Below are 19,865 nucleotides of genomic sequence, written 5' to 3'. Positions count from 1 at the left end.
AATGGCAGGAAGATTAGATGAAGATTTAAAAGATGTAACATTATTAGGAAATCAAAATACAAAATATTTATTTGAATATAGCCCAGAAATTTTAGAGGTTTTTGATAATAATCATCCAAACCGTGATTATTTTGTAAAATTCAATTGTCCTGAATTTACAAGCTTATGTCCGAAAACAGGCCAACCAGATTTTGCGACAATTTATATTAGCTACATTCCAGAACAAAGAATGGTAGAGAGTAAATCTTTAAAACTATATTTATTTAGTTTCCGCAATCATGGTGACTTCCACGAAGATTGTATAAACGTTATTATGAATGACTTAATTAAATTAATGGATCCACGTTACATCGAGGTATGGGGTAAATTCACACCACGTGGAGGGATTTCAATTGATCCTTACTGTAACTACGGTCGCCCAGGAACGAAGTATGAAAAAATGGCTGACTACCGCATGATGAACCATGATTTATATCCAGAAACAATTGATAATCGTTAATATATAATAGAAAGAAAGGATCTGTATGTTATACAGATCCTTTCTTTCTATTATATTATGCATTTTGATTAATGACAGTATAGTTTTTATGACTAACAACTGTAAGAGGTTCCATATCTAGTTCTCTAAAATTCTCCATAATTGTTATATCTACAATAACAGAGTTTTGATTTACTTTTTGAACACGGCCTTGCATTCCACCTTTAAATTCAATGATATCTCCAGTTTCTGCGATCTGCATAAGCAACTCTCCTTGTTACAGTTTTTCCAAAAAAGAATAATTTGGGATTTTTTATTTTCCTTTATTTTGAACTATGTTTCCTGTTTTGTAAATGTTTTCAAAGTAAAAATTCGAAAAATATTCACTTTTTGTAAGAAAATATGTAGAAAAGCCATGTTTTTTGAGAAAAAATAGGAGAAATGAAAAAATCTTTATATAGAGTTATAATAAAGAAATACAATAACCTATTAAAGTGGGAGAAATTAGAGGCGGTAAAATGATGTTTGAATTTGTGGGGAGTGTTATAGCATTAATTTTATTTGTATTTTCTTATATACATTTAAAAAAGATTCGTCATCATGAAACGACTACATATTTTGATGGGATGGATGGTATACATGCTGGGGTCACACATGAGAGTGGCGGGGATATGTAAAGGTGTATAACTTTCTTTTTTTGCGTGGTATGATATGTAAAAATAGTACATAATAGAGTTCGTAAGTGATGAATGGAGAGTGGAAAGAATGAAGATTTCTTTTATTCGTCATGGTCGCTTAAATCGTACTATAGAACCAATGACGGTTACATCCTTTCATGAATGGATGAAAGGATATGACTTACATACTATAACAGAAAAAGCACCTATACCAATGGAAACAAGAGAAGTGGTTGAGGCAGCAAAATTGATTGTATCAAGTGATCAACGGTGTGCTGTACAGTCAGCAGCTGAATTAATGGATTCTTTATCGTTTATACAAAATCCTCTCTTTAGAGAAGCTGCAGTTCCCACGAGCTTTTATGCTCCGAAATGGATAAAATGCAAGCCTAACGTATGGATGTTTATCGGACGAACATTATGGATACTTGGTTACCATAAAGATGTTGAGTCTTATAAGGAAGCAAGAGAAAGGGCAAAGCAGGCGGCTTACGTATTACACCGTTACGCTCTCGTACATGGAAGTATTGCTCTTGTAGGTCATAATTATATGAATGGAATGATTGGTGCCGAACTGAGAGCGATGGGGTGGTCTGGTTCTCCTATCTTGCACAGAGAGCCATGGGGATGTACAACATATACGTTTCATGAGGCGATGAATGGAAATGTATTAAATACGAATTTAATATAAAAGCACACGATTTATATAAATCGTGTGCTTTTTTTAAGATACAGAAATTTTGATGTTTAATGGTTTTACGAGATGTGCATAAGGTTCGCCTACAAGCATAACGATTTGATCTTTTTTATAACCTAGTTTTTCGTATAGTGAATAGGCACGTTTGTTTTCTAAATTAACAAGTAATGCGATTTTTTCATACTCCTTTTCAGTTGCATGTATTTCAGCAGCTTCAATTAATTTAGAACCAATTCCTTTTCCGCCATATACACTTGAAACGGATAAAGTATCAATGTAATATTCATCAAGCTCGGCTTCTTTTTCTAACGTAATCGATTCATCTTTATGTAATTCTCTTAAGTGATGTACGATTGGTGCATCAAGCATTGTTGCTTCACTACCGTGATAAGCGACAATAACTCCAACTGCATCCCCGTCTTGTTCATATACAAAACAGTTTTCATAGCTCAGTCGATTTTTCTCTTTTGAGAACCATGTTTCAAGTCCTAGTAATACTTCTGTCTCAACTGTGCTACCTGTGATTTTTTCAGCAATTTCGTGCAGAGCGTTATACAATAAAGGTGCTACCAGTTTCGCATCTGTCTTTTTTGCTTTCCGAATCATAGTATCCCTCCTAGTTCTATTCATATATTGTAGCATAGCGGTGTGAAACTTTGCATAAGTGAATGTCGAAATGTTTGATATAGAGAAGTAGCTATGTTAGTATATGATATTTAGTGGACATATAATTAAGAGATATCTTTTGAAAAATAATGAAAATGAAATGAAGGTATAGCATCTGGATAATTTTACAGTTGTTGACCTATAGAATATAAGTTAAAATAAAATATTGCATAGAGGTGAAATACATGGATAAAGAATTAGCAAATACAATTTTGGATCAGCTGAAAAATGGTGAAATAAAGGAGTATGTTGTTACGAAAGATGTATTTTATACGTTCAGAGAAGTTTTAGTAAATCGAGAAGACTTTAAACATTTCATTGGTAACGCACAGCGCGGCGGACAAGTCATTTATACATACTCAGAAACGCCACGTTCGTAACTAGAAGAATATAGGGAGGAGACTTATGGGCGATTTTAAACAAGGCATATTACCGCATTGGGATTATATGTGGAAAGATAGAGCCGGCAACCGATTTATGGGAATGGTCATGTATCCAGAGAAAAGAAAGTGTTCGACAAAAATGCTTCAGAAAATAAAAAGAGCATATGAAGAGGCTGTAGAAATTAAAGTAACTGTACAAGTTCAACATACATGTCAGTACGTTGAAGGAATGATTGTGTACTTTGATGAAGAAGCTCCTGTATGTACAATGATTGATAAAGATGAAAATCCACATCATATATTTGTAAAAGATATTTTGCGTATTGAGCACTCTGCATAATCTTTTCATAAATAAGTTGAATTTCCATAATAATAATCTTTTTCTATAATAGTTATCTTTTAGTATGTAACGCGAATCGAAAGTATATGTATAATATTTAATAAAGTAAAGTTGATAAATGTAATCGTTTTTTAGAACAGATTATCGTTTCATGTCTGTTCTTTTTTGCGTGATGCTGGAGAAATATATTCCTCCAGCATTTGCCGTTTTATGACAAAATATATTGTTAACTTTTTTAAAAATAAGGTTAAATTCGTTGACAACTTTTTTGAAAAGCACTTTATTGACATGAGTTTTAGAATGTTGTTTCATAGTCATTGTATTGAAAAAAATCGACGGTCTTGTCGAAAAGTAAAAGTTAAAAAAAGAAAGAATTTATACATATATCTTGTGTCTTATTTTGAAACGTAATACAATATATAGAGAAATCAAGAAATAACATACAGAGAGTATAGATTGAAAAGGGAGGGTCGGAAATGTTAGTTGCATATGATTCTATGACAGGAAACGTGAAGCGTTTCATCCACAAATTAAATATGCCGGCCGTTCAAATTGGTGAAGATCTAGTAATAGATGAAGACTTTATTTTAATTACGTATACAACAGGTTTTGGCAATGTACCAGAACGTGTTTTAGAATTTTTAGAGCGCAATAATGAAAAATTAAAAGGCGTATCTGCAAGCGGCAATCGTAACTGGGGAGACATGTTCGGTGCAAGTGCTGACAAAATTTCTGCTAAATATGAAGTGCCTATTGTATCAAAATTTGAGTTATCAGGAACAAATAACGATGTAGAATATTTTAAGGAAAGGGTGCGGGAGATTGCGACACATTGAACTGAATAATGAAATCACGCAAATGCAGGACGGTTTTTATCAGCTTCATAAAGATAAAGAGGCATTAGAAGTCTTTATGGAAGAAGCTAGAGAGAATACCGTTCATTTTAATAGCGTGGCAGAGCGAATGGAGTATATGAAAGAACATGATTACTATTACAACGTTCTGGACGAGTATAACTTGGAGGAAGTAGAAGAGGTATATAACATCGCTTATGGTGAAAACTTCGAGTTCCAATCTTATATGGCAGCATCTAAGTTCTACAAAGATTATGCGTTAAAAACAAATGATCAAAAACAATACTTAGAAAGCTATGAAGATCGTGTAGCAATTGTGTCATTATACTTAGGACGCGGTGATGTTGCGAAGGCAAAACAATTCGCAAGCATGATTGTCAAACAAAACTACCAACCAGCGACACCAACCTTTTTAAATGCGGGAAGAAGCAGAAGAGGAGAAATGGTGTCTTGTTTCTTGTTAGAGATGGATGATAGCTTAAATTCAATCGGCTTTAACATTAATACTGCAATGCAATTATCAAAAATCGGCGGAGGAGTAGCTTTAAACTTATCTAAGCTACGTGCACGCGGTGAGCAAATTAAAGGTATCGACAACGCTGCAAGTGGTGTAGTACCTGTTATGAAGTTACTTGAAGATTCGTTTTCATATGCGAATCAGCTTGGCCAACGAAAAGGTGCTGGCGCAGTATACTTAAACATTTTCCATTGGGATATTATTGAATTCCTTGATACGAAAAAAATAAATGCCGATGAGAAGAGCCGTATTCAGTCTCTATCAATCGGAATTATCGTTCCAAGTAAGTTCTTTGAGCTTGCTGAGAAAAACGAACCTTTCCATGTTTTCGCGCCTTATACGGTGTATAAAGAATACGGAAAGCATTTAGATGATATTGATATCGATGAAATGTACGATGAATTAATGAGCAATCCGAAAGTGAAGAAGAAGCCGCTAGATATTAGTGCGCGTGATATGCTTATTAAAATTGCTATGATCCAGCTTGAGTCTGGTTATCCGTACTTAATGTTTAAATCAAATGCAAATAACCAACATCCATTGAAGGATATTGGAACTGTGAAGATGTCGAACTTGTGTTAAATATGTAGCACCTTCTAGTAGAAATGCTAGTCGAAAACTCCGTTAAACGGGGAAAGCCTCAAATTTGAGGTAACCTACCGTGCTAAATCTTATCTTAGAATGAAAATATAAAAGTTCAGAATGTATCTTATTATTTTGTATAGCAGAGTTATGGGACAACATAAAGTAATAAGAGACTTTCTGAAAGATTAAGATAAGTAAAAGCCTAACGACTATCCCTTATGGGAGTAGAGCGCAAGCGATTGGCGTTCGAAAAGCGGAGCACCTAATCAGGTAATGCTGTAGGTGATGATATAGTCTGTCCTGTATGGTGACATACAGCAGTTGCATGAGCAACGGACTGAGGAATAGCGAACTCGGTTGAACATTCGAGACAGAAATCTTCCAGCTTCAAGAAACTTCTGAAATAAATGATTATGGTACAGATGACATTATCCGTCGTGATATTAACTGTAACTTAGGATCGTTAAATATCGTAAATGTAATGGAAAATAAAGAAATTCGTGAAGCAGTTCATGCGGGAATGGAAGCTTTAACAGCTGTTTCTGATATGACGATTATTCCGAATGCACCAACTGTGAAAAAAGCAAATGATGAGCTTCATTCAGTTGGGCTTGGCGCAATGAACTTACACGGATATTTAGCAAAAAATAAAATCGCTTATGAAAGTGCAGAAGCGAAAGAGTTCGCTCGTACATTCTTTATGATGTTAAATTACTACTCTATTGAGAAAAGTATGGAAATCGCTAAAGAAAAAGGCGAAACATTTAAAGACTTCGATAAATCTGATTATGCGAATGGGACATACTTTGAAAAGTATGAAACGACAGATTACAGCCCAGTAACTGAAAAAGTTCAGCAATTATTTGAAGGAGTTCATATTCCAACAAAAGAAGATTGGACAAGTTTAAAAGAGCAAGTGCAGAAGAATGGTTTATATAACTCATATCGTCTTGCCATCGCTCCTACGCAATCGATCAGTTACGTTCAAAATGCAACTTCAAGCGTAATGCCGATCGTAAGTCAAATCGAATCAAGAACGTATGCGAATGCGACAACATATTATCCAATGCCGTATTTATCAAAAGATACGTTCTGGTACTATAAATCTTCTTACGATATGAATCAGTTTAAATTAATTGATTTAATCGCAGAAATTCAAGAACATATTGACCAAGGTATTAGTACAATTCTTTACGTTAATAGTGATATTTCAACACGTGAATTAGCACGTTACTACATCTATGCACATAAAAAAGGCTTAAAGAGTCTGTATTATACGAGAACACGTAAATTAAGCGTGGAAGAGTGTGTGGCTTGTACCGTTTAATGGCATATTGCCATACTAAATGAATAACCCAAAAGTATGAGCAGGGTTATGAACCCTGCTCATACTTGGTTTGTTCTACTAAACGGTTAGCTTTTCATTATTAGATGGAAATTTAACCGTTCAGTAGAACAATAATAGATATAGGGGTGATTCAATGCGCGCTGTTAACTGGAATAAAAAAGAAGACGATTTCAGTTTAATGTTTTGGAAGCAAAACATCGCTCAGTTTTGGACAGAAGAAGAAATTGCGGTTTCGTCTGACAAAAATACTTGGGTGCAATTATCGAAAGAAGAGCAAATTGCTTATAAGCGTGTATTAGGTGGTTTAACACTTTTAGATACGAAACAAGGTGGCGAAGGAATGCCTCTTGTACTTGTTCATCTTGAAAATTTACAAGCAAAAAGTGTATTAGCTTTCATGGGTGCTATGGAAGAAGTACATGCGAAGAGTTACAGTCATATTTTCACAACGTTAGCTACTGAAGAAGAAATCGATGATATTTTCGAATGGGTAGACAACCATCCGTTACTTGAGAAAAAGGCTGGTATTATTACAAGTTACTATCGTCGTTTATTAAAGCCTGAAGTAACGAAAAAAGAGTTATACATGGCAATGGTAGCAAGTGTGTTCTTAGAAAGTTACCTATTCTATAGTGGATTCTTCTATCCACTTTACTTAGCTGGTCAAGGAAAACTAACAGCAAGTGGTGAGATTATTAACCTTATTATCCGTTAACTAATAGCGGCTTTTGGTAGAGATACCAATTGAAAAACCCTTTTAATTGCTGGGAACCCCTATTGTAAATTTATCTGTTATATTATTGATGAATACATACATTCAGGTTATTCTCTAACTATCAATGGATGGAAAGGAGAATAGCTGATAGGGCAATCAGCAGCGAAGCCTTTATCTAGCGATAACATGTACGGAATTTACTATTTGAAAATCAATGGGAAGTATTATATTGGTAAAGATGTGCAAGTTTCGAATTTAAAACGAATTAAGGAACATATGTGGATGTTAAAGAGTGGCACACATTATAATAGGTATTTACAAGCAGCATACTGTAAATATGAATTCACCTTAGAATATGGAGTTCTAGAGGAGATAGAATGTTCATTGGAAGAATTGAGTGAGATTGAACAACAGTATATTTGGCAGTATGATTCTTATAATAATGGCTATAATTTAACTTTAGGTGGAGAAGGATTGGGTGGAATTAAATTCACTGAAGAACAATTAGAAAAGAAAAGACAACGTGTTATAGGTGAAAAAAATCCACAATCCAAAATTACAGATGCGCAATTTTTTGAGATTGTAGAATTATTAAAGGACGGCAAGACAAACCCAGAAATTGCTGAAATATATAATCTTCATCCTAATTATGTGTCTTTAATTCGACATAAGAAACGTTTTAAACATCTTTGGGAAAAAGTGCGAAATTATATTCCGGTAAAATCTGAGCACCAACTGAAAACAAGGGGACGTGTTACTCTTGAAATGTTTTTGGACATTGTTCAGATGTTACAAGCCGGTGAATCAAATGCATCCATTGAAAGAAAACATGGGTTATCGAGCGGCACAGGAAGCCGTATCAGACACCGAAAGCTGTATAAACAGTGGTGGGTGCGATACGTAGATAAAGGAACGTTCAACGACTATCCCAATGGCGGTGAAATTCCGCAATAGGAGTAGGGCCAAGCGGTGGGTGAGAATCCCTTAAATCGAAATGGAGGGCTACCTGAGAAGGTAGATGATATAGTCTCTTCTTACAGGAAACTGTAAGCTGTATAAACGGCATAGGAGTAGCGAATCTATGTGAAGGTAAAGGATGAGTCAATTCACGGCGTATTCGTCGGTATTTTAGCACAACAAATCTTCGCGGAACTTTCTGCAGAAGATCAACAAGAAGTGCAAAAAGAAACGCAAGAGTTATTAATGGAACTATATGAAATTGAAATGGCATACACAGAAGAAATTTACACTTCTATTGGCCTTGTAGAGGATGTAAATCGTTTCGTTCGTTACAATGCGAATAAAGGACTTATGAACTTAGGACTTGAGCCAAAGTTTGAAGAAGAAGAAATTAACCCAATCGTTTTAAATGGTTTGCGTACAGATACGAAAAACCATGATTTCTTCTCTGTAAAAGGAAATGGTTACGTAAAAGCGACGAACGTTGAAAAGTTATCTGATGATGACTTCGTGTTTAATTTTTAATATATGATCATAAAGAAAAGCTGTCTTATTCATTGATAAGACAGCTTTTCTTTATGATTTTGTTTACATAACACTATTATTTTCATATAACGATTTCTGTTGAAAAATTCTATCCAGCTAACGGATAGAATTTTTTTGTAAGTAAATGGGTATTTACAATCCTTTTGTATCGGTGTATTATTTAACTAGTACACCGATACAAAAGGAGGGAAGAAATGAAAATAGAGTTTTCTCCAAATACACCAATTTACATTCAGGTAATGGAATACATAAAAAAAGAAATCGTAACAGGACATTTATTGCCTGGTGATAAAATTCCCTCTGTACGTGAATTAGCGAGTGAATTACAAGTAAATCCAAATACGATCCAGCGTACATTTCAAGAGCTAGAACGAGATGGGGTTGTTGTAACACGTAGGGGAATGGGACGATATGTAACGAATGAAGGGGAGAAAATTATGGAGCTGCGAAAAGAGATGGCGAAAGAATTACTTCATTCTTTTATAGATGGAATGGACAATTTAGGTTTTTCAGAAGAAGAAATTCTTACAATCCTTCGTTCTTCATTACATGAGAAAAGGGAGGAGAGCGAATGACAGAGCTATTAAAAATAGAAAACTTATGGAAGAGATACGGATTAAAAGCAGTGATTCGTGAATTAAACATAGAGATTACCGAAGGAAAAATTGTTGGACTTGTTGGAGATAACGGGAGCGGGAAAACGACGTTATTGAAAATGATTGCTGGTCTGCAGCATCCATCGCAAGGTAGTATTACAGTAGCTGGTAAAAAGGTAGGATTAGAAACGAAAGAAATTGTTTCTTTTATGTCTGATAAGTCAGTATTTGATGAGTGGATGACTGTAAAAGATTCTTTGTTTTTCTACCGAGACTTTTATAAAGACTTTGATATTCAAAAAGCGGTAGATACGATAGTAGAATTTAAAATACCACTGGAAGAGAGAATTACAGCATTATCAAAAGGGATGGTTGAAAAACTTCAAATCATTTTAACGTTTTCTCGGAGGGCGAAATTATATGTACTAGATGAGCCGCTTGGAGGGATTGACCTCGTTTCTAGAGAACATGTATTAGATTTAATATTACAATTTTATAGAGAAGATTGTACAATGTTAATTTCCACTCATCTAATAAATGAAATTGAAAATATCTTTGATGAAGTGATCTTTTTAAAAGATGGAGAAATTGTACTATATGAGAATGTAGAAGACCTTCGTTTTCAGAGAGGAAAAGCAGTTCATGAATTGTTTAAGGAGGTGTTTAGTAAGTGAAGTCGTTACTTTCTTATTTATGGAATGTGAATAAGAAAAAATATATTGTTACTTTTTTAATTTTTGTGTTAATTGAAGCGATTTTATTTTCACAAATGATTGTAAAAAAGAGTGAGACAGCTGTTGTGAAACAAGAAGCGATATTCGGATTTATTATTATGATCTTCATGTTTTATGTGTTGTATATGTTTTTACAAACGATGAAGTCATGTTCACGTTTACTAACAAATCCATTGTTACGGGTTGCGGCGATATCTGGGAAACAATATGTTTTTTCTATCCTCACCTTCTTTTTTATTGTAATGGCTATATGTTATGGCATATGTGGAATTCTTTTCTATGTAGGTTATGTATTAGCATTTCCTACGACGTATGTATATATAGATGCACAAGAAATTATGCAAGTAGGTATAGTAAAGAATTTAATATATACAATGAGTGATTTGTTTGAATTTTTATTTGCTGTGTTACAAATTTTCTTAGTAGTTACTCTGGTTAAATTGCTTACTAAGAAGAAAAAGATACAAAAAATATTAATTGTTATTATTTCTCTAATTGTAAGTATAGCGATTACTTTAGTGACAACATTGCTAGGGAAATTAGCCCCAGCTTTCCAAGGATTGCGAAGAGAAGAATATCGTAGTGAAAGTAAAGGTCTATTTATTGATATGTTTCAAGAAAATGGATTAAACATTTTTAATATAAGTTTTATGGTGATTGTTAGTGCTCTAATCGTATATGTAATTGCTTATATAATCGATAAAAAACTAGAAGTCTAAAGGAGGAATCGGCATTGGGAAACGTAGTAGTAAAATTAGAGAAGGTTCGAAAAAAAATTGGTGGAACGGAAATTATTCGTGGTTTATCATTTGAAGTTCGTGAAGGGGAAGTATACGGGTTCCTTGGACCAAACGGTAGCGGTAAGACAACGACGATCCGTATGATGACAGGTCTTATTTCAATGACAGAGGGCGATATTACAATTTGCGGTCATAGTATTCGCACGGAGCGTGAAAAGGCGCTAGAGCAAATTGGAGCGATTGTAGAAAATCCTGAACTATATGATTATATGACAGGAATGCAAAACTTAAAGCATTTTGCGAACATGGCAATTACACCAATTAGTAAAGAGCGCATTGCTGAAATTGTAAAACTGGTTGAATTAGAGCATGCGATTCATAAAAGGGTGAAAACATATTCACTTGGTATGAAACAACGTTTAGGAATTGCACAGGCATTACTTCATCAGCCGAAAATTTTAATTTTAGATGAACCGACAAATGGATTAGATCCAGCTGGTATTCGTCAAATTCGTGATTATTTACAACGTTTAGCGAAAGAAGAGAATATTGCTGTAATCGTATCAAGTCACTTATTAAGTGAAATTGAACTCATGTGTGATCGCGTCGTTATTATTAAGCAAGGTGAGTTTGTACAAGAGTACAACTTACATGAACAAGCAAAACATGATGAGACAGTAGTTGTAGCGTTTGAAGTAGATCAAGTACAGAAAGCAAATGAAATCGTTCAAGGTAAGGCGCAAGGAAATGTCATTGTAGTATCTGTAACGAAAGAAGAAATTCCGCAACTTGTAAAGAAACTTGTGAATGACGATGTGCTTGTATACGGAGTTACTGTTCAAAATAAAACGTTAGAGGATGAGTTCTTAGCGATTACAGGGGGAGTGAAAGCGTAATGTTTAAATTAATTCAAAATGAATTTTTAAAGCTGCATGCGAAAAAAGGAATGTATATTTTAATTGGTGTTATTGCAGTATTGGAGATTTTGGGAGTTTTAGCGATGCTGAAATGGGGAGATGGAAGTGAATTTAAAGGATCCTATTTAGATTTTGCAAGTTCAGAGATTGGTTTAATTACTTTGTTTGCAACAATTTTTGGCATTACGATTGCTTCTCGTATGATTACGGATGAGTTCCAAAAAGGTACAATTAAGCAGTTATTAATCCGTCCAAGAAAACGAATGACAGTTTTATTCTCTAAATATATTACAGTGTTACTTACTATAGTATTTATCATATTTGCTAGTACGTTAATTGCTATGATTATTGGATTAATTGTAATGGATGGTAGTAAAACAGAATTAACGTTAGGAATCGTAATGAAATCTACCTTATATCAAGTACTTTCACCGCTCTTCTTTGCGACGCTTGCATTTTTCTTAGCAAACGTATTTAGAAAATCTGTATTACCATTAATTATTACGATGTTCCTGTTCTTCTTACAAGGAGCAATTAATATGTTATTAATGATGTTTGCAAAAGGCGTAGCGAAGTTTATAGTATTCTTCCATTTGGATTTAAGAGCTTACGATGGCAATAAATTAATTAGTGGCGGAGTAGAACCTACATTCACAGAATTTACGTTTACAACTTCATTATTACTTGTAGCTGCATACTTTGTTGTATTGCTTGTAGCATCAAGTGCATTATTCCAAAAACGTGACGTATTATAATAAAAGAAATCCCCGCTTGTAAAAACGGGGATTTTTATTACATAACTTGCTCAGGTAGTGCAACTTGAAGAACAGTAATATAGTATTTTAATAGATATGTTGTTTGAAAGTAATTGAGAAAAATAGGAAGAGTTCAACTATATTCATATTATAATGTAGTTATCCGCCCATTTACTTTTACTAACTTTGGAGGTGTTCTATATGCACTATGCATTTTCACGTATAAGGCTACGTAGCTTTTTTGGATGGATGATCATAGGGCTGTTCCTTACGATGATCCCATTAGGTCTATCAAATGTTTCTGAGAATACCACGGAGGTTATTTCACAAATAACTTTGTTTTTTGTATTTCCGTTATTTTGGTTATACGTAAAAACCAATAAAAATAATGTTGTATTTAATAGTTTTTTTGATAAGCCAGGACGTTTATCGTGGGGATTAATTGTATTAGCAACGATAATGGGAATGATTTTTTCAGTCGGTATATCTCATATTCAATTTTACATATTAGCACATACGTTACCGAATTTCTTAGTTACTATGTTAGAAGACGGAAATGTTATTAATACGAGTAACATATATATGACGATATTTACTTTCGTTTCAGCATGTGTATTAGCACCAATTATGGAAGAGGTTATTTTTAGGGGCTTCTTTTTACAGCGAATGGCTTATAAATGGGGGATTAAAAAAGCTGTCATTATATCTTCCATTATTTTTGGCTTAGGACATTTTGATGTTATTGGTGCGTTCATGTTTGGTGTTGTTATGTGTCTTTTATACATAAAGACACAAAATATATGGACGAATATCGCTGTACACGCTCTAAATAATTTAATTGCAACAAGTATGCAATTTGTTGGCGGAGAAGAGAGTAGCGCAATTTCAATTCCTGAATTACAAGCGCAAAGTAATTTATGGATCGGTATCGGTCTTACAGTTGTTGGATTACTTTGGTTAATTCCTTACGTTTGGAAACAATGGCGTACGGTAAAAGAAGTGGGTGTGCCACCAGTGCGCTTCATAAATGAGGAAAAAGTAGTGAGTGCATCACAAGAAAATGAAGTGTATAGTCAAGTGATTGTAACAGATAGATTGATGGCTGTAGAGCTACCAGATGAGGCTGTAAATAAGCTCGGGTTAGAAGAAAATGATTATGTAACAGTATCTGTAGAAGACGATAAAATCGTTATAAAGAAAGCGCATGATAGATAAGTAAAAAGTAGCTCCTTGTGAGCTACTTTTTACTTTGTAATAATTTCCACACGAAAATTATTGCCGTTCTTTACATATTTAATATCTGTAACAGTGCGGACTGCTTTTAAAATCTCAACTTTTTCACCAATTCGAGGGATAGTCGGAACATTGTCCCAAATGCCAAGCAAGTCATCTAATTGTGCCGTTTTTTCATAAAACCAGATTTTCAATGTAAAGCCCCTTTCTCGAACTTTATGTATTTTAATACATAATATATTATTTTTATTCTTATTGTAAGGGGTTTTTATATATTTTATGAATAAAAATTAATTAATCTTCTGGAAAGATATGTTCAATATCAGGAGTAAGAGATATTTCTGATAATACGATATGAGAAACAGTCGTTGCATATGAAGAAACATCATTAATAAATTCTTCAAGTTCAACGAGTGAAGGAACAGAAATTTTTACAATGTAGCATAAGCTTCCTGTTACGCGGTAACAAAAACTTGCGGACGGATAAGACTGAATAAACTGTTGCATACGCGTTGTATCACCGTTTTTTAAAGTGATTTCTAAAATACAGTCTAAAACAAGTCCTGCTTTTTTATAATCGATATCGATTGTGTATTTTTGGATAACGCCTTCACTTTCGAGCTTACGAACACGTTCTGCAGTAGACGGAGCAGATAAGTTTACTCGTTTCGCCAATTCACGCATGGAAAGGCGACTATCATTATATAATTCATTTAAAATTTTTCGATCAACACGATCTAGTTGCATGTGTAAATATACCTCCAGTAAAATGATAATTTTTGTAAAGGAAAAATATAAATTAAGATTCATATGAAATGTAAAGAGAACTTTATTTATTTTACAATAAAACTGAAGGGAATAGGAGGAAAAATAATGGAGAGAATTTCATTATCAAATGTAGGAGATACAAAGTTTCAAAGGTTATTAGGTCATAATCCGGAAATATTACATTCGTGGAGTACATTAGAAAATACATTATACAATAAAGGAACTCTTTCAGCAGAGTTAAAGGAGCAAGTGAGAAGAACATTAGCGTATGGGAATGAATGCCCGTACTGTATGGCGAAGGGAAGGCCTGATGATATGCAAAAGGTAGAAGAAATTGGTGTAGCAGTTACTTTTGCGCATACATTTATTCATGACAAAAAGGCGATAGATGATAATATGTTTCATGTATTGAAACAATACTGGACGGAAAAAGAAATTGTAGAGCTTTGTGCGTATATTTGTTTTATTACTGCGTCACAACAATTTGGTTTTCTATTTCAATTACAGCCGAAAGAAGGAGAAAATGATGAATAATCAAATAGCACTTATTATAATTGATGTACAAAAGGCGTTTCAATTACCATACTGGGGTGAGAGAAATAATCTTTTTGCTGAAGAAAATATGAGAATTTTGTTAGCAGAATGGAGAAAAAGGAAACGACCAGTTTTTCATATTCAACATGTAAATAAAGAAAATGATCAGTCGATGTTTTATGAGGGAGCGGAAACAGTCAACTTTAAAGAAGAGTTGCAACCACTACCAGGTGAAGTGGTTATTCAAAAATCTGTTAATAGCGCATTCATTGGGACAAATTTAGAAGAGCAATTAAGAGAGAACAAATGTAATGCAGTAGTGATTGTAGGATTAACGACAAATCATTGTGTGGAGACTACGACACGAATGGCAGGGAATTTAGGATTTAAAACATATTTAGTGAGTGATGCGACGGCTACTTTTAACCGTAATGGTCTAGATGGTAAAGAGTATAGTGCAGAAGATATTCATAATATGACACTTGTAAATTTACATGAAGAGTTTGCTACAATTATGACGACAAAAGAAGTATTGAAATTATTTTAAGAAAATAATTGCGAATTATGTAGAAAAAAATAAGAATATTTCGTATAATCTAAGTACAATCATTTTAAAAATAGGGGTGGCATCGTATGGAGCAAATTCCGGTAAAGAGAATAGAAGAAGTACTTGTTGTAGCAGGGGATGACAAACAAAAGCAAAAGGAATTTTATGAATTGCTCTTATCTACTGAGTTTTATGTTGCTGGCTCATTAGAAGCAGAGGAAGGTGCAACAGAAGGGATACTTCGTTTGCGTCATTTCCAAGGAGAGGGTAGATGGATCGTTCCGTTCTTTACACAAATGGAATTTGTGAAAGATGTATTGCCAGAAGGAACACCCCTTATTACGATACGTGGGAAAGAATTATTTGGTAGCATTGAGAAAGATGCTACAGCAGTATTAAATGTCGGTACTGATATAAGTAAAACATTTATTCCAGAAGAAATTGCAGATATCGCATCTGGACGAATTTTTAACTATTATAAATAAAGTGAAGCTTTAATCAGTGGGGGTTTTCTTCATCCCCCACTGATTATTAGTTGAACCAATCGGGCTTTAATGGGCAGCCCGACCCCCACCTAACTTCTTTACTTTCGCTGAATTTTGATGTGGGGGTCTTACTGCCCATTAAAGCGGGATAAAAGGAAAAGCTGAATTGCTTTTCCTTTTTAATTTGAACACGGAGTGGCTATGCCAGAAGAAATAGAGAGTGTTTTATTATTTGTATTTATTGTCGCTGTAGCTCCAAGAGGGATTCCGATGTTTGGGCTTATATGTCCAATCGGTAAACCGAATAGGACAGGTATAGCATATGAAGTGAAATATTCATATAGTATTGTTTGCAATGATTGAGATGGTTTAGAAGGAGTGCAGTCATGACAACTTGTAAAAATAACACCACTACATTCATGAAACTTTCCAGATAAAAGTAGCTGATTTAACATACGATCAACGCGATACGGTTCTTCCCCAATGTCTTCAAGCAATAAAAGTTTATTGGCTGTATTTATCTCGTAGGAGGAGCCAATGATACTCGTTAACACCGCTAAATTGCCTCCAACTAACTGACCTGTAACTGTACGGGAAGAGCTAGGTACGATACATTCTGAAGCAGATAAGATGGTTGAATACGGATGAAATAGTTGGTTGAAAGAAGATAAAGAAAGAGAATCTACCCCTTTCCCTAATTCTTCAACCATTGGGCCATGAAAAGTAATAAGCTTTGCATAACGTGAAAAGGCAGTATGTAAAGCTGTAATATCGCTATATCCCCAAAAGATTTTTGGATTTTGCCGAATGATTTCATATTGAATGTGAGGGAGGAGACGAGCGCTACCGTAACCACCCCGTGCACAGAAAACGGCCTTTACCTCATGATTTGAAAATGCTTCATGTATATCATCAAGCCGGACTTGATCCCTTCCAGCTAAATATCCATATTTCTCATAAACACTCTTCCCGATTACTACAGATAAACCCATTTCTTGTAATACCTTTACACCTTTTAATACATTTTCAATTGTTGGTGGCCCGGACGGTGCAATAATCATTACTGTATCACCTTGTTGTAATGCATTTGGATATATCATTGTTTTCAGCCTCCTTCACTTTCAATATATTCGCTTCATAGGAAGTTCAATCCTTGTAAAAGAAGGGAAAAGTTTGTCAAATAAAGAAGATATAAAGAGAATAGGAGGAGAAACAATGTTTACAAGTCGAGTCATAGATACATTACAAATTAAGTATCCCATCATTCAAGCCGGTATGGCGGGTGCGATTACGACGCCAGAACTCGTTGCAGCTGTGAGTAATAGCGGAGGATTAGGAACGCTTGGAGCAGGCTATATGAGCCCAGAACAAATTCGTGAAGCAATTTATACAATAAGGGAGCTAACAGATAAGCCCTTCGGTGTTAATTTACTTTTAACAAAAGAGATACAGATAGAAGAAGAGAAGATAAACTTGGCAAAGAGATTACTTAGCGGAGTGAATAGAGAATTCGGTATAGAGGAAGAAGAGCAGGTAAAGCTTCCAAAAAGTTATAAAGAACAATTACAAGTGTTAGTAGAAGAAAAAGTACCAGTCGTTAGCTTTGCGTTTCAAACGTTAGAAAAAGAAGAGATAAATGATTTGAAAAGAAGTGGAATAAAAGTCATCGGCACAGCTACTCATGTGGCAGAGGCGAAAGTGCTTGCTGAATTAGGAGTAGACATTATTGTCGGTCAAGGTAGCGAGGCAGGAGGGCATAGAGGAACGTTTATCGGGAAAGAACAGGACGCTATGATTGGTACGTTTGCATTAATTCCGCAGCTAGTAGCAGCAGTTCCGCATATCCCGATTGTTGCAGCAGGTGGTGTAATGAACGGGCAAGGGCTTGTTGCTGCATTTACACTGGGAGCAGAAGCTGTTCAAATGGGATCAGCCTTTTTAACGAGTGAAGAAAGTATTACGCATGACGTGTATAAAAAAGCGGTTTTACGTAGTACAGATACGAGTACAACTGTGACTCGTGCGTTTTCCGGGAAATATGCACGAGGTATTCGTAATGAATTTATAGAGAAGCATGAAGGGAAAGAAGAAGACCTTCCGATGTATCCGGTGCAAAATGTATTAACCTCTAAAATACGCCAACAAGCAGCAAAGCAAAATAATGGAGAATATATGTCACTTTGGGCAGGACAAGCGTCATCATTAGCACGAATAGAATCAGCTCAGCATGTAGTGGAGAGAGTGATGAAAGAAGCAGATAACACAATTGAACAATTGCAAAATGTATATAGAAAAAGACCACTTGAATAATTCAAGCGGTCTTTTCTTTAGTTTGCTTTATAAAATTGTTGGATGGCTTCATCAATATAAACCCAGCCTTTCCAACCTAAGTGCATATGATCTTTTAAGAAGTATTTATCATACTCATGATTTGAGAAGTCGGCAATTGGATAGCCAGCTTTCTCAATTTGCTCATGAACTTTCTTATAGTACAATTCTCGGCGTTCTTTCGGGAAGCCAGCGTAATCGTACCAAGGCCCTTTTACAGGAACAGAAATGAAGAGTGGTTTTGCACCAGATTGTTTTAATAAATCAAGTGCAATTTGTAAATCTTCATATTCTGGCGATTGATCATAAGCATCATTTTTTAAGTAGCCTTCACGTTGCTTTAATTTCTTCTTGATTTTGCTGTTGAAGTAACCATCTTCAATACCGTAATTGTTAGATCCAGATTCTGCTGCACCTGTTTGATCTGCATGTTTACGAGCCTCTTCCCAGTTCATTTGTTTTAATGAAGGGTCAAGTTTTTCTTTATGCGGTTTAATATTAAACATAGCTGTAAATAAATCTTTACGATCTAAAATGTTACGATAAATATAAGCGAAAGGTTTAGCAGCAAGTGCTTTTACTTTATGCTTTGTATCATCGTAAACGATACCTTCAAGCGAAATTTTTAATAAAGTTTCTTTCTTAACGATCTCAAAGTTTAATAAACGCTTTGCAATTTGCTTTTTCATTTCAGGTTTTACATCATCGTTGAAAATGAAGTGGTAACCTTGTTGCTTTGAAAAGTTAGGTGCAAAGTGTGTTTCATCAATACCTTGTGGCACAAACCATTGCGGAGAAAGAACGAATACCATTTTCTTATCCTTCAATTGATCCATCGTAGATGCAAAGTTTAATACATGTACAAGGTCTTGTGTTCCGCCACGTCCAAGTAGGAATGGTGTGAATCCTTCAGGCTTTACTTTGAAATAATTTGATGGATGGTAAGCATCCATACGTGCGAATTCCGATGAACCATACATCGGAAGGTATTTCGAATCTGCTAACATCTTTTGCTGTAAAATCATACTTTGAATCTTTTCTTCTTTTAAAGAAGTTGCAGCTTGTTCTACTTTTTCGTCACTTAAAAGCGGGAGTAGAAAGCGCGTCGGAATAAGTAGGAATACAGCAAAAAGGGCCAATGCTAAAAGCATCGGACCAAATTTTGCTTTGTTCATCGGATTTCTTCCAACTTCTTAATAACCATGTTTGGAGTAGCCCACTCGTCACGATCAAAATCAGAAATAGAAACTTCAATATCTAAACGCTCTTGGAATTCAACTAATAAAGATACTACAGCGAAAGAATCAAGAATACCTTCTTCAAATAATTGAACATCTAAGTTTTCTTTTACAATATCGTTTTCACATACTTCTTCTAAAATATCTAATACTTGCTCTTTAAATTCTGCCATTTTTAAAATCTCCTTTATATCCGAAATATATTATATGTGCAACTTCTTAAT

Annotated in this window: 25 protein-coding genes and 3 pseudogenes; 21 read left to right on the top strand and 7 right to left on the bottom strand. The window is 34.7% G+C overall.

Annotation, left to right across the window (positions count from 1 at the left end; translation table 11 throughout):
- Position 1 precedes the first annotated feature (1 nt).
- Complete coding sequence (queF, locus tag QCI47_RS21325; RefSeq protein WP_309422142.1) at positions 2-499, top strand: preQ(1) synthase; 498 nt, start codon at positions 2-4, stop codon at positions 497-499.
- A gap of 55 nt (positions 500-554) precedes the next feature.
- Here queF and QCI47_RS21320 read toward each other — a convergent pair whose 3' ends face one another.
- The gene (locus QCI47_RS21320; RefSeq protein WP_001165081.1) at positions 555-740 is read right to left on the bottom strand and encodes a YkvS family protein; all 186 of its coding nucleotides are present in this window, start codon (positions 738-740) and stop codon (positions 555-557) included.
- Positions 741-972: 232 nt separating this feature from the next.
- Between QCI47_RS21320 and QCI47_RS21315 the strand changes: the two genes are divergently transcribed.
- On the top strand, positions 973-1,155 hold the full coding sequence (locus QCI47_RS21315; RefSeq protein ID WP_001997014.1) for a hypothetical protein: 183 nt from the start codon (positions 973-975) through the stop codon (positions 1,153-1,155).
- A gap of 88 nt (positions 1,156-1,243) precedes the next feature.
- Positions 1,244-1,846 (top strand): histidine phosphatase family protein, encoded by a 603-nt coding sequence (locus QCI47_RS21310; protein ID WP_071741612.1) that lies wholly within the window; start codon positions 1,244-1,246, stop codon positions 1,844-1,846.
- A gap of 33 nt (positions 1,847-1,879) precedes the next feature.
- On the opposite strand, the gene QCI47_RS21305 is transcribed toward QCI47_RS21310, so the two are convergent.
- On the bottom strand, positions 1,880-2,458 hold the full coding sequence (locus tag QCI47_RS21305; protein WP_071741613.1) for a GNAT family N-acetyltransferase: 579 nt from the start codon (positions 2,456-2,458) through the stop codon (positions 1,880-1,882).
- Positions 2,459-2,703: 245 nt separating this feature from the next.
- Here QCI47_RS21305 and QCI47_RS21300 point away from each other — a divergent pair, with 245 nt between their 5' ends.
- From QCI47_RS21300 to QCI47_RS21235, 14 genes and pseudogenes are all read left to right on the top strand, one after another.
- A complete protein-coding gene (locus QCI47_RS21300; protein WP_000356683.1) occupies positions 2,704-2,898 on the top strand; it encodes a hypothetical protein in 195 nt (64 codons plus the stop codon).
- Positions 2,899-2,923: 25 nt separating this feature from the next.
- Entirely contained in the window at positions 2,924-3,241 is a 318-nt protein-coding gene (locus QCI47_RS21295; protein WP_000502211.1) for a hypothetical protein, read from the top strand.
- Between the two features lie 476 nt (positions 3,242-3,717).
- Positions 3,718-4,077, top strand: a complete 360-nt coding sequence (nrdI, locus tag QCI47_RS21290) for a class Ib ribonucleoside-diphosphate reductase assembly flavoprotein NrdI (protein WP_000959450.1) — start codon at positions 3,718-3,720, stop codon at positions 4,075-4,077.
- Positions 4,064-5,191, top strand: a pseudogene (locus QCI47_RS21285) (ribonucleotide reductase N-terminal alpha domain-containing protein); the annotation flags it as partial. The gene nrdI and the pseudogene QCI47_RS21285, both read left to right, overlap by 14 nt.
- A gap of 382 nt (positions 5,192-5,573) precedes the next feature.
- Complete coding sequence (locus QCI47_RS21280; RefSeq protein WP_076867485.1) at positions 5,574-6,524, top strand: ribonucleotide reductase large subunit; 951 nt, start codon at positions 5,574-5,576, stop codon at positions 6,522-6,524.
- 154 nt (positions 6,525-6,678) lie between these two features.
- Positions 6,679-7,257 (top strand): annotated as a pseudogene (locus tag QCI47_RS21275) (ribonucleotide-diphosphate reductase subunit beta); the annotation flags it as partial.
- A gap of 189 nt (positions 7,258-7,446) precedes the next feature.
- A complete protein-coding gene (locus QCI47_RS21270; RefSeq protein ID WP_001997017.1) occupies positions 7,447-8,214 on the top strand; it encodes a nuclease in 768 nt (255 codons plus the stop codon).
- Positions 8,215-8,349: 135 nt separating this feature from the next.
- Positions 8,350-8,745 (top strand): annotated as a pseudogene (locus QCI47_RS21265) (ribonucleotide-diphosphate reductase subunit beta); the annotation flags it as partial.
- A gap of 215 nt (positions 8,746-8,960) precedes the next feature.
- On the top strand, positions 8,961-9,341 hold the full coding sequence (locus QCI47_RS21260) for a GntR family transcriptional regulator (protein ID WP_000687513.1): 381 nt from the start codon (positions 8,961-8,963) through the stop codon (positions 9,339-9,341).
- Positions 9,338-10,036: an ABC transporter ATP-binding protein gene (locus QCI47_RS21255; RefSeq protein ID WP_046197214.1), complete on the top strand. Its 699-nt coding sequence runs from the start codon at positions 9,338-9,340 to the stop codon at positions 10,034-10,036. The genes QCI47_RS21260 and QCI47_RS21255 overlap by 4 nt, the downstream gene beginning before the upstream one ends.
- The gene (locus tag QCI47_RS21250; protein ID WP_000838770.1) at positions 10,033-10,815 is read left to right on the top strand and encodes a hypothetical protein; all 783 of its coding nucleotides are present in this window, start codon (positions 10,033-10,035) and stop codon (positions 10,813-10,815) included. Before QCI47_RS21255 ends, QCI47_RS21250 begins: the two co-directional genes overlap by 4 nt.
- A gap of 14 nt (positions 10,816-10,829) precedes the next feature.
- The gene (locus QCI47_RS21245) at positions 10,830-11,732 is read left to right on the top strand and encodes an ABC transporter ATP-binding protein (protein ID WP_076867487.1); all 903 of its coding nucleotides are present in this window, start codon (positions 10,830-10,832) and stop codon (positions 11,730-11,732) included.
- On the top strand, positions 11,732-12,508 hold the full coding sequence (locus tag QCI47_RS21240) for an ABC transporter permease (RefSeq protein WP_309422143.1): 777 nt from the start codon (positions 11,732-11,734) through the stop codon (positions 12,506-12,508). Before QCI47_RS21245 ends, QCI47_RS21240 begins: the two co-directional genes overlap by 1 nt.
- A gap of 201 nt (positions 12,509-12,709) precedes the next feature.
- Positions 12,710-13,723 (top strand): CPBP family intramembrane glutamic endopeptidase, encoded by a 1,014-nt coding sequence (locus QCI47_RS21235; protein WP_309422144.1) that lies wholly within the window; start codon positions 12,710-12,712, stop codon positions 13,721-13,723.
- A gap of 29 nt (positions 13,724-13,752) precedes the next feature.
- Here the strand turns inward: QCI47_RS21235 and QCI47_RS21230 are convergent, their stop codons facing one another.
- Positions 13,753-13,935, bottom strand: a complete 183-nt coding sequence (locus tag QCI47_RS21230) for a DUF3913 family protein (RefSeq protein WP_000707103.1) — start codon at positions 13,933-13,935, stop codon at positions 13,753-13,755.
- Positions 13,936-14,035: 100 nt separating this feature from the next.
- Positions 14,036-14,488, bottom strand: a complete 453-nt coding sequence (locus tag QCI47_RS21225; RefSeq protein ID WP_001175495.1) for an Lrp/AsnC family transcriptional regulator — start codon at positions 14,486-14,488, stop codon at positions 14,036-14,038.
- Between the two features lie 63 nt (positions 14,489-14,551).
- Between QCI47_RS21225 and QCI47_RS21220 the strand changes: the two genes are divergently transcribed.
- From QCI47_RS21220 to QCI47_RS21210, 3 genes are all read left to right on the top strand, one after another.
- Positions 14,552-15,043: a carboxymuconolactone decarboxylase family protein gene (locus QCI47_RS21220; protein ID WP_001997023.1), complete on the top strand. Its 492-nt coding sequence runs from the start codon at positions 14,552-14,554 to the stop codon at positions 15,041-15,043.
- Positions 15,036-15,590 carry a cysteine hydrolase family protein gene (locus tag QCI47_RS21215; RefSeq protein ID WP_001064616.1) on the top strand — a complete coding sequence of 185 codons (555 nt, stop codon included), beginning with the start codon at positions 15,036-15,038 and terminating at the stop codon, positions 15,588-15,590. Before QCI47_RS21220 ends, QCI47_RS21215 begins: the two co-directional genes overlap by 8 nt.
- A gap of 86 nt (positions 15,591-15,676) precedes the next feature.
- The gene (locus QCI47_RS21210) at positions 15,677-16,075 is read left to right on the top strand and encodes an SseB family protein (RefSeq protein WP_000435208.1); all 399 of its coding nucleotides are present in this window, start codon (positions 15,677-15,679) and stop codon (positions 16,073-16,075) included.
- Positions 16,076-16,254: 179 nt separating this feature from the next.
- On the opposite strand, the gene QCI47_RS21205 is transcribed toward QCI47_RS21210, so the two are convergent.
- Positions 16,255-17,175 carry a S66 peptidase family protein gene (locus tag QCI47_RS21205; protein WP_000640088.1) on the bottom strand — a complete coding sequence of 307 codons (921 nt, stop codon included), beginning with the start codon at positions 17,173-17,175 and terminating at the stop codon, positions 16,255-16,257.
- A 115-nt stretch (positions 17,176-17,290) separates the two neighbouring features.
- On the opposite strand from QCI47_RS21205, the gene QCI47_RS21200 reads away from it, so the two are divergent.
- Positions 17,291-18,385, top strand: coding sequence for an NAD(P)H-dependent flavin oxidoreductase (locus QCI47_RS21200; RefSeq protein WP_000495260.1), 1,095 nt, complete (start codon positions 17,291-17,293; stop codon positions 18,383-18,385).
- A gap of 17 nt (positions 18,386-18,402) precedes the next feature.
- Here the strand turns inward: QCI47_RS21200 and dltD are convergent, their stop codons facing one another.
- Both dltD and dltC read right to left on the bottom strand, forming a co-directional pair.
- On the bottom strand, positions 18,403-19,578 hold the full coding sequence (dltD, locus tag QCI47_RS21195; protein WP_073536432.1) for a D-alanyl-lipoteichoic acid biosynthesis protein DltD: 1,176 nt from the start codon (positions 19,576-19,578) through the stop codon (positions 18,403-18,405).
- Positions 19,575-19,814: a D-alanine--poly(phosphoribitol) ligase subunit DltC gene (gene dltC, locus QCI47_RS21190; RefSeq protein ID WP_000807310.1), complete on the bottom strand. Its 240-nt coding sequence runs from the start codon at positions 19,812-19,814 to the stop codon at positions 19,575-19,577. The genes dltD and dltC overlap by 4 nt, the downstream gene beginning before the upstream one ends.
- Positions 19,815-19,865 lie beyond the last annotated feature (51 nt).

Source organism: Bacillus cereus group sp. RP29 (genome assembly GCF_040459765.1).
GTDB classification, from domain to species: Bacteria; Bacillota; Bacilli; order Bacillales; family Bacillaceae_G; genus Bacillus_A; species Bacillus_A paranthracis.
This window is presented reverse-complemented; position numbering and strand designations above follow the sequence as displayed.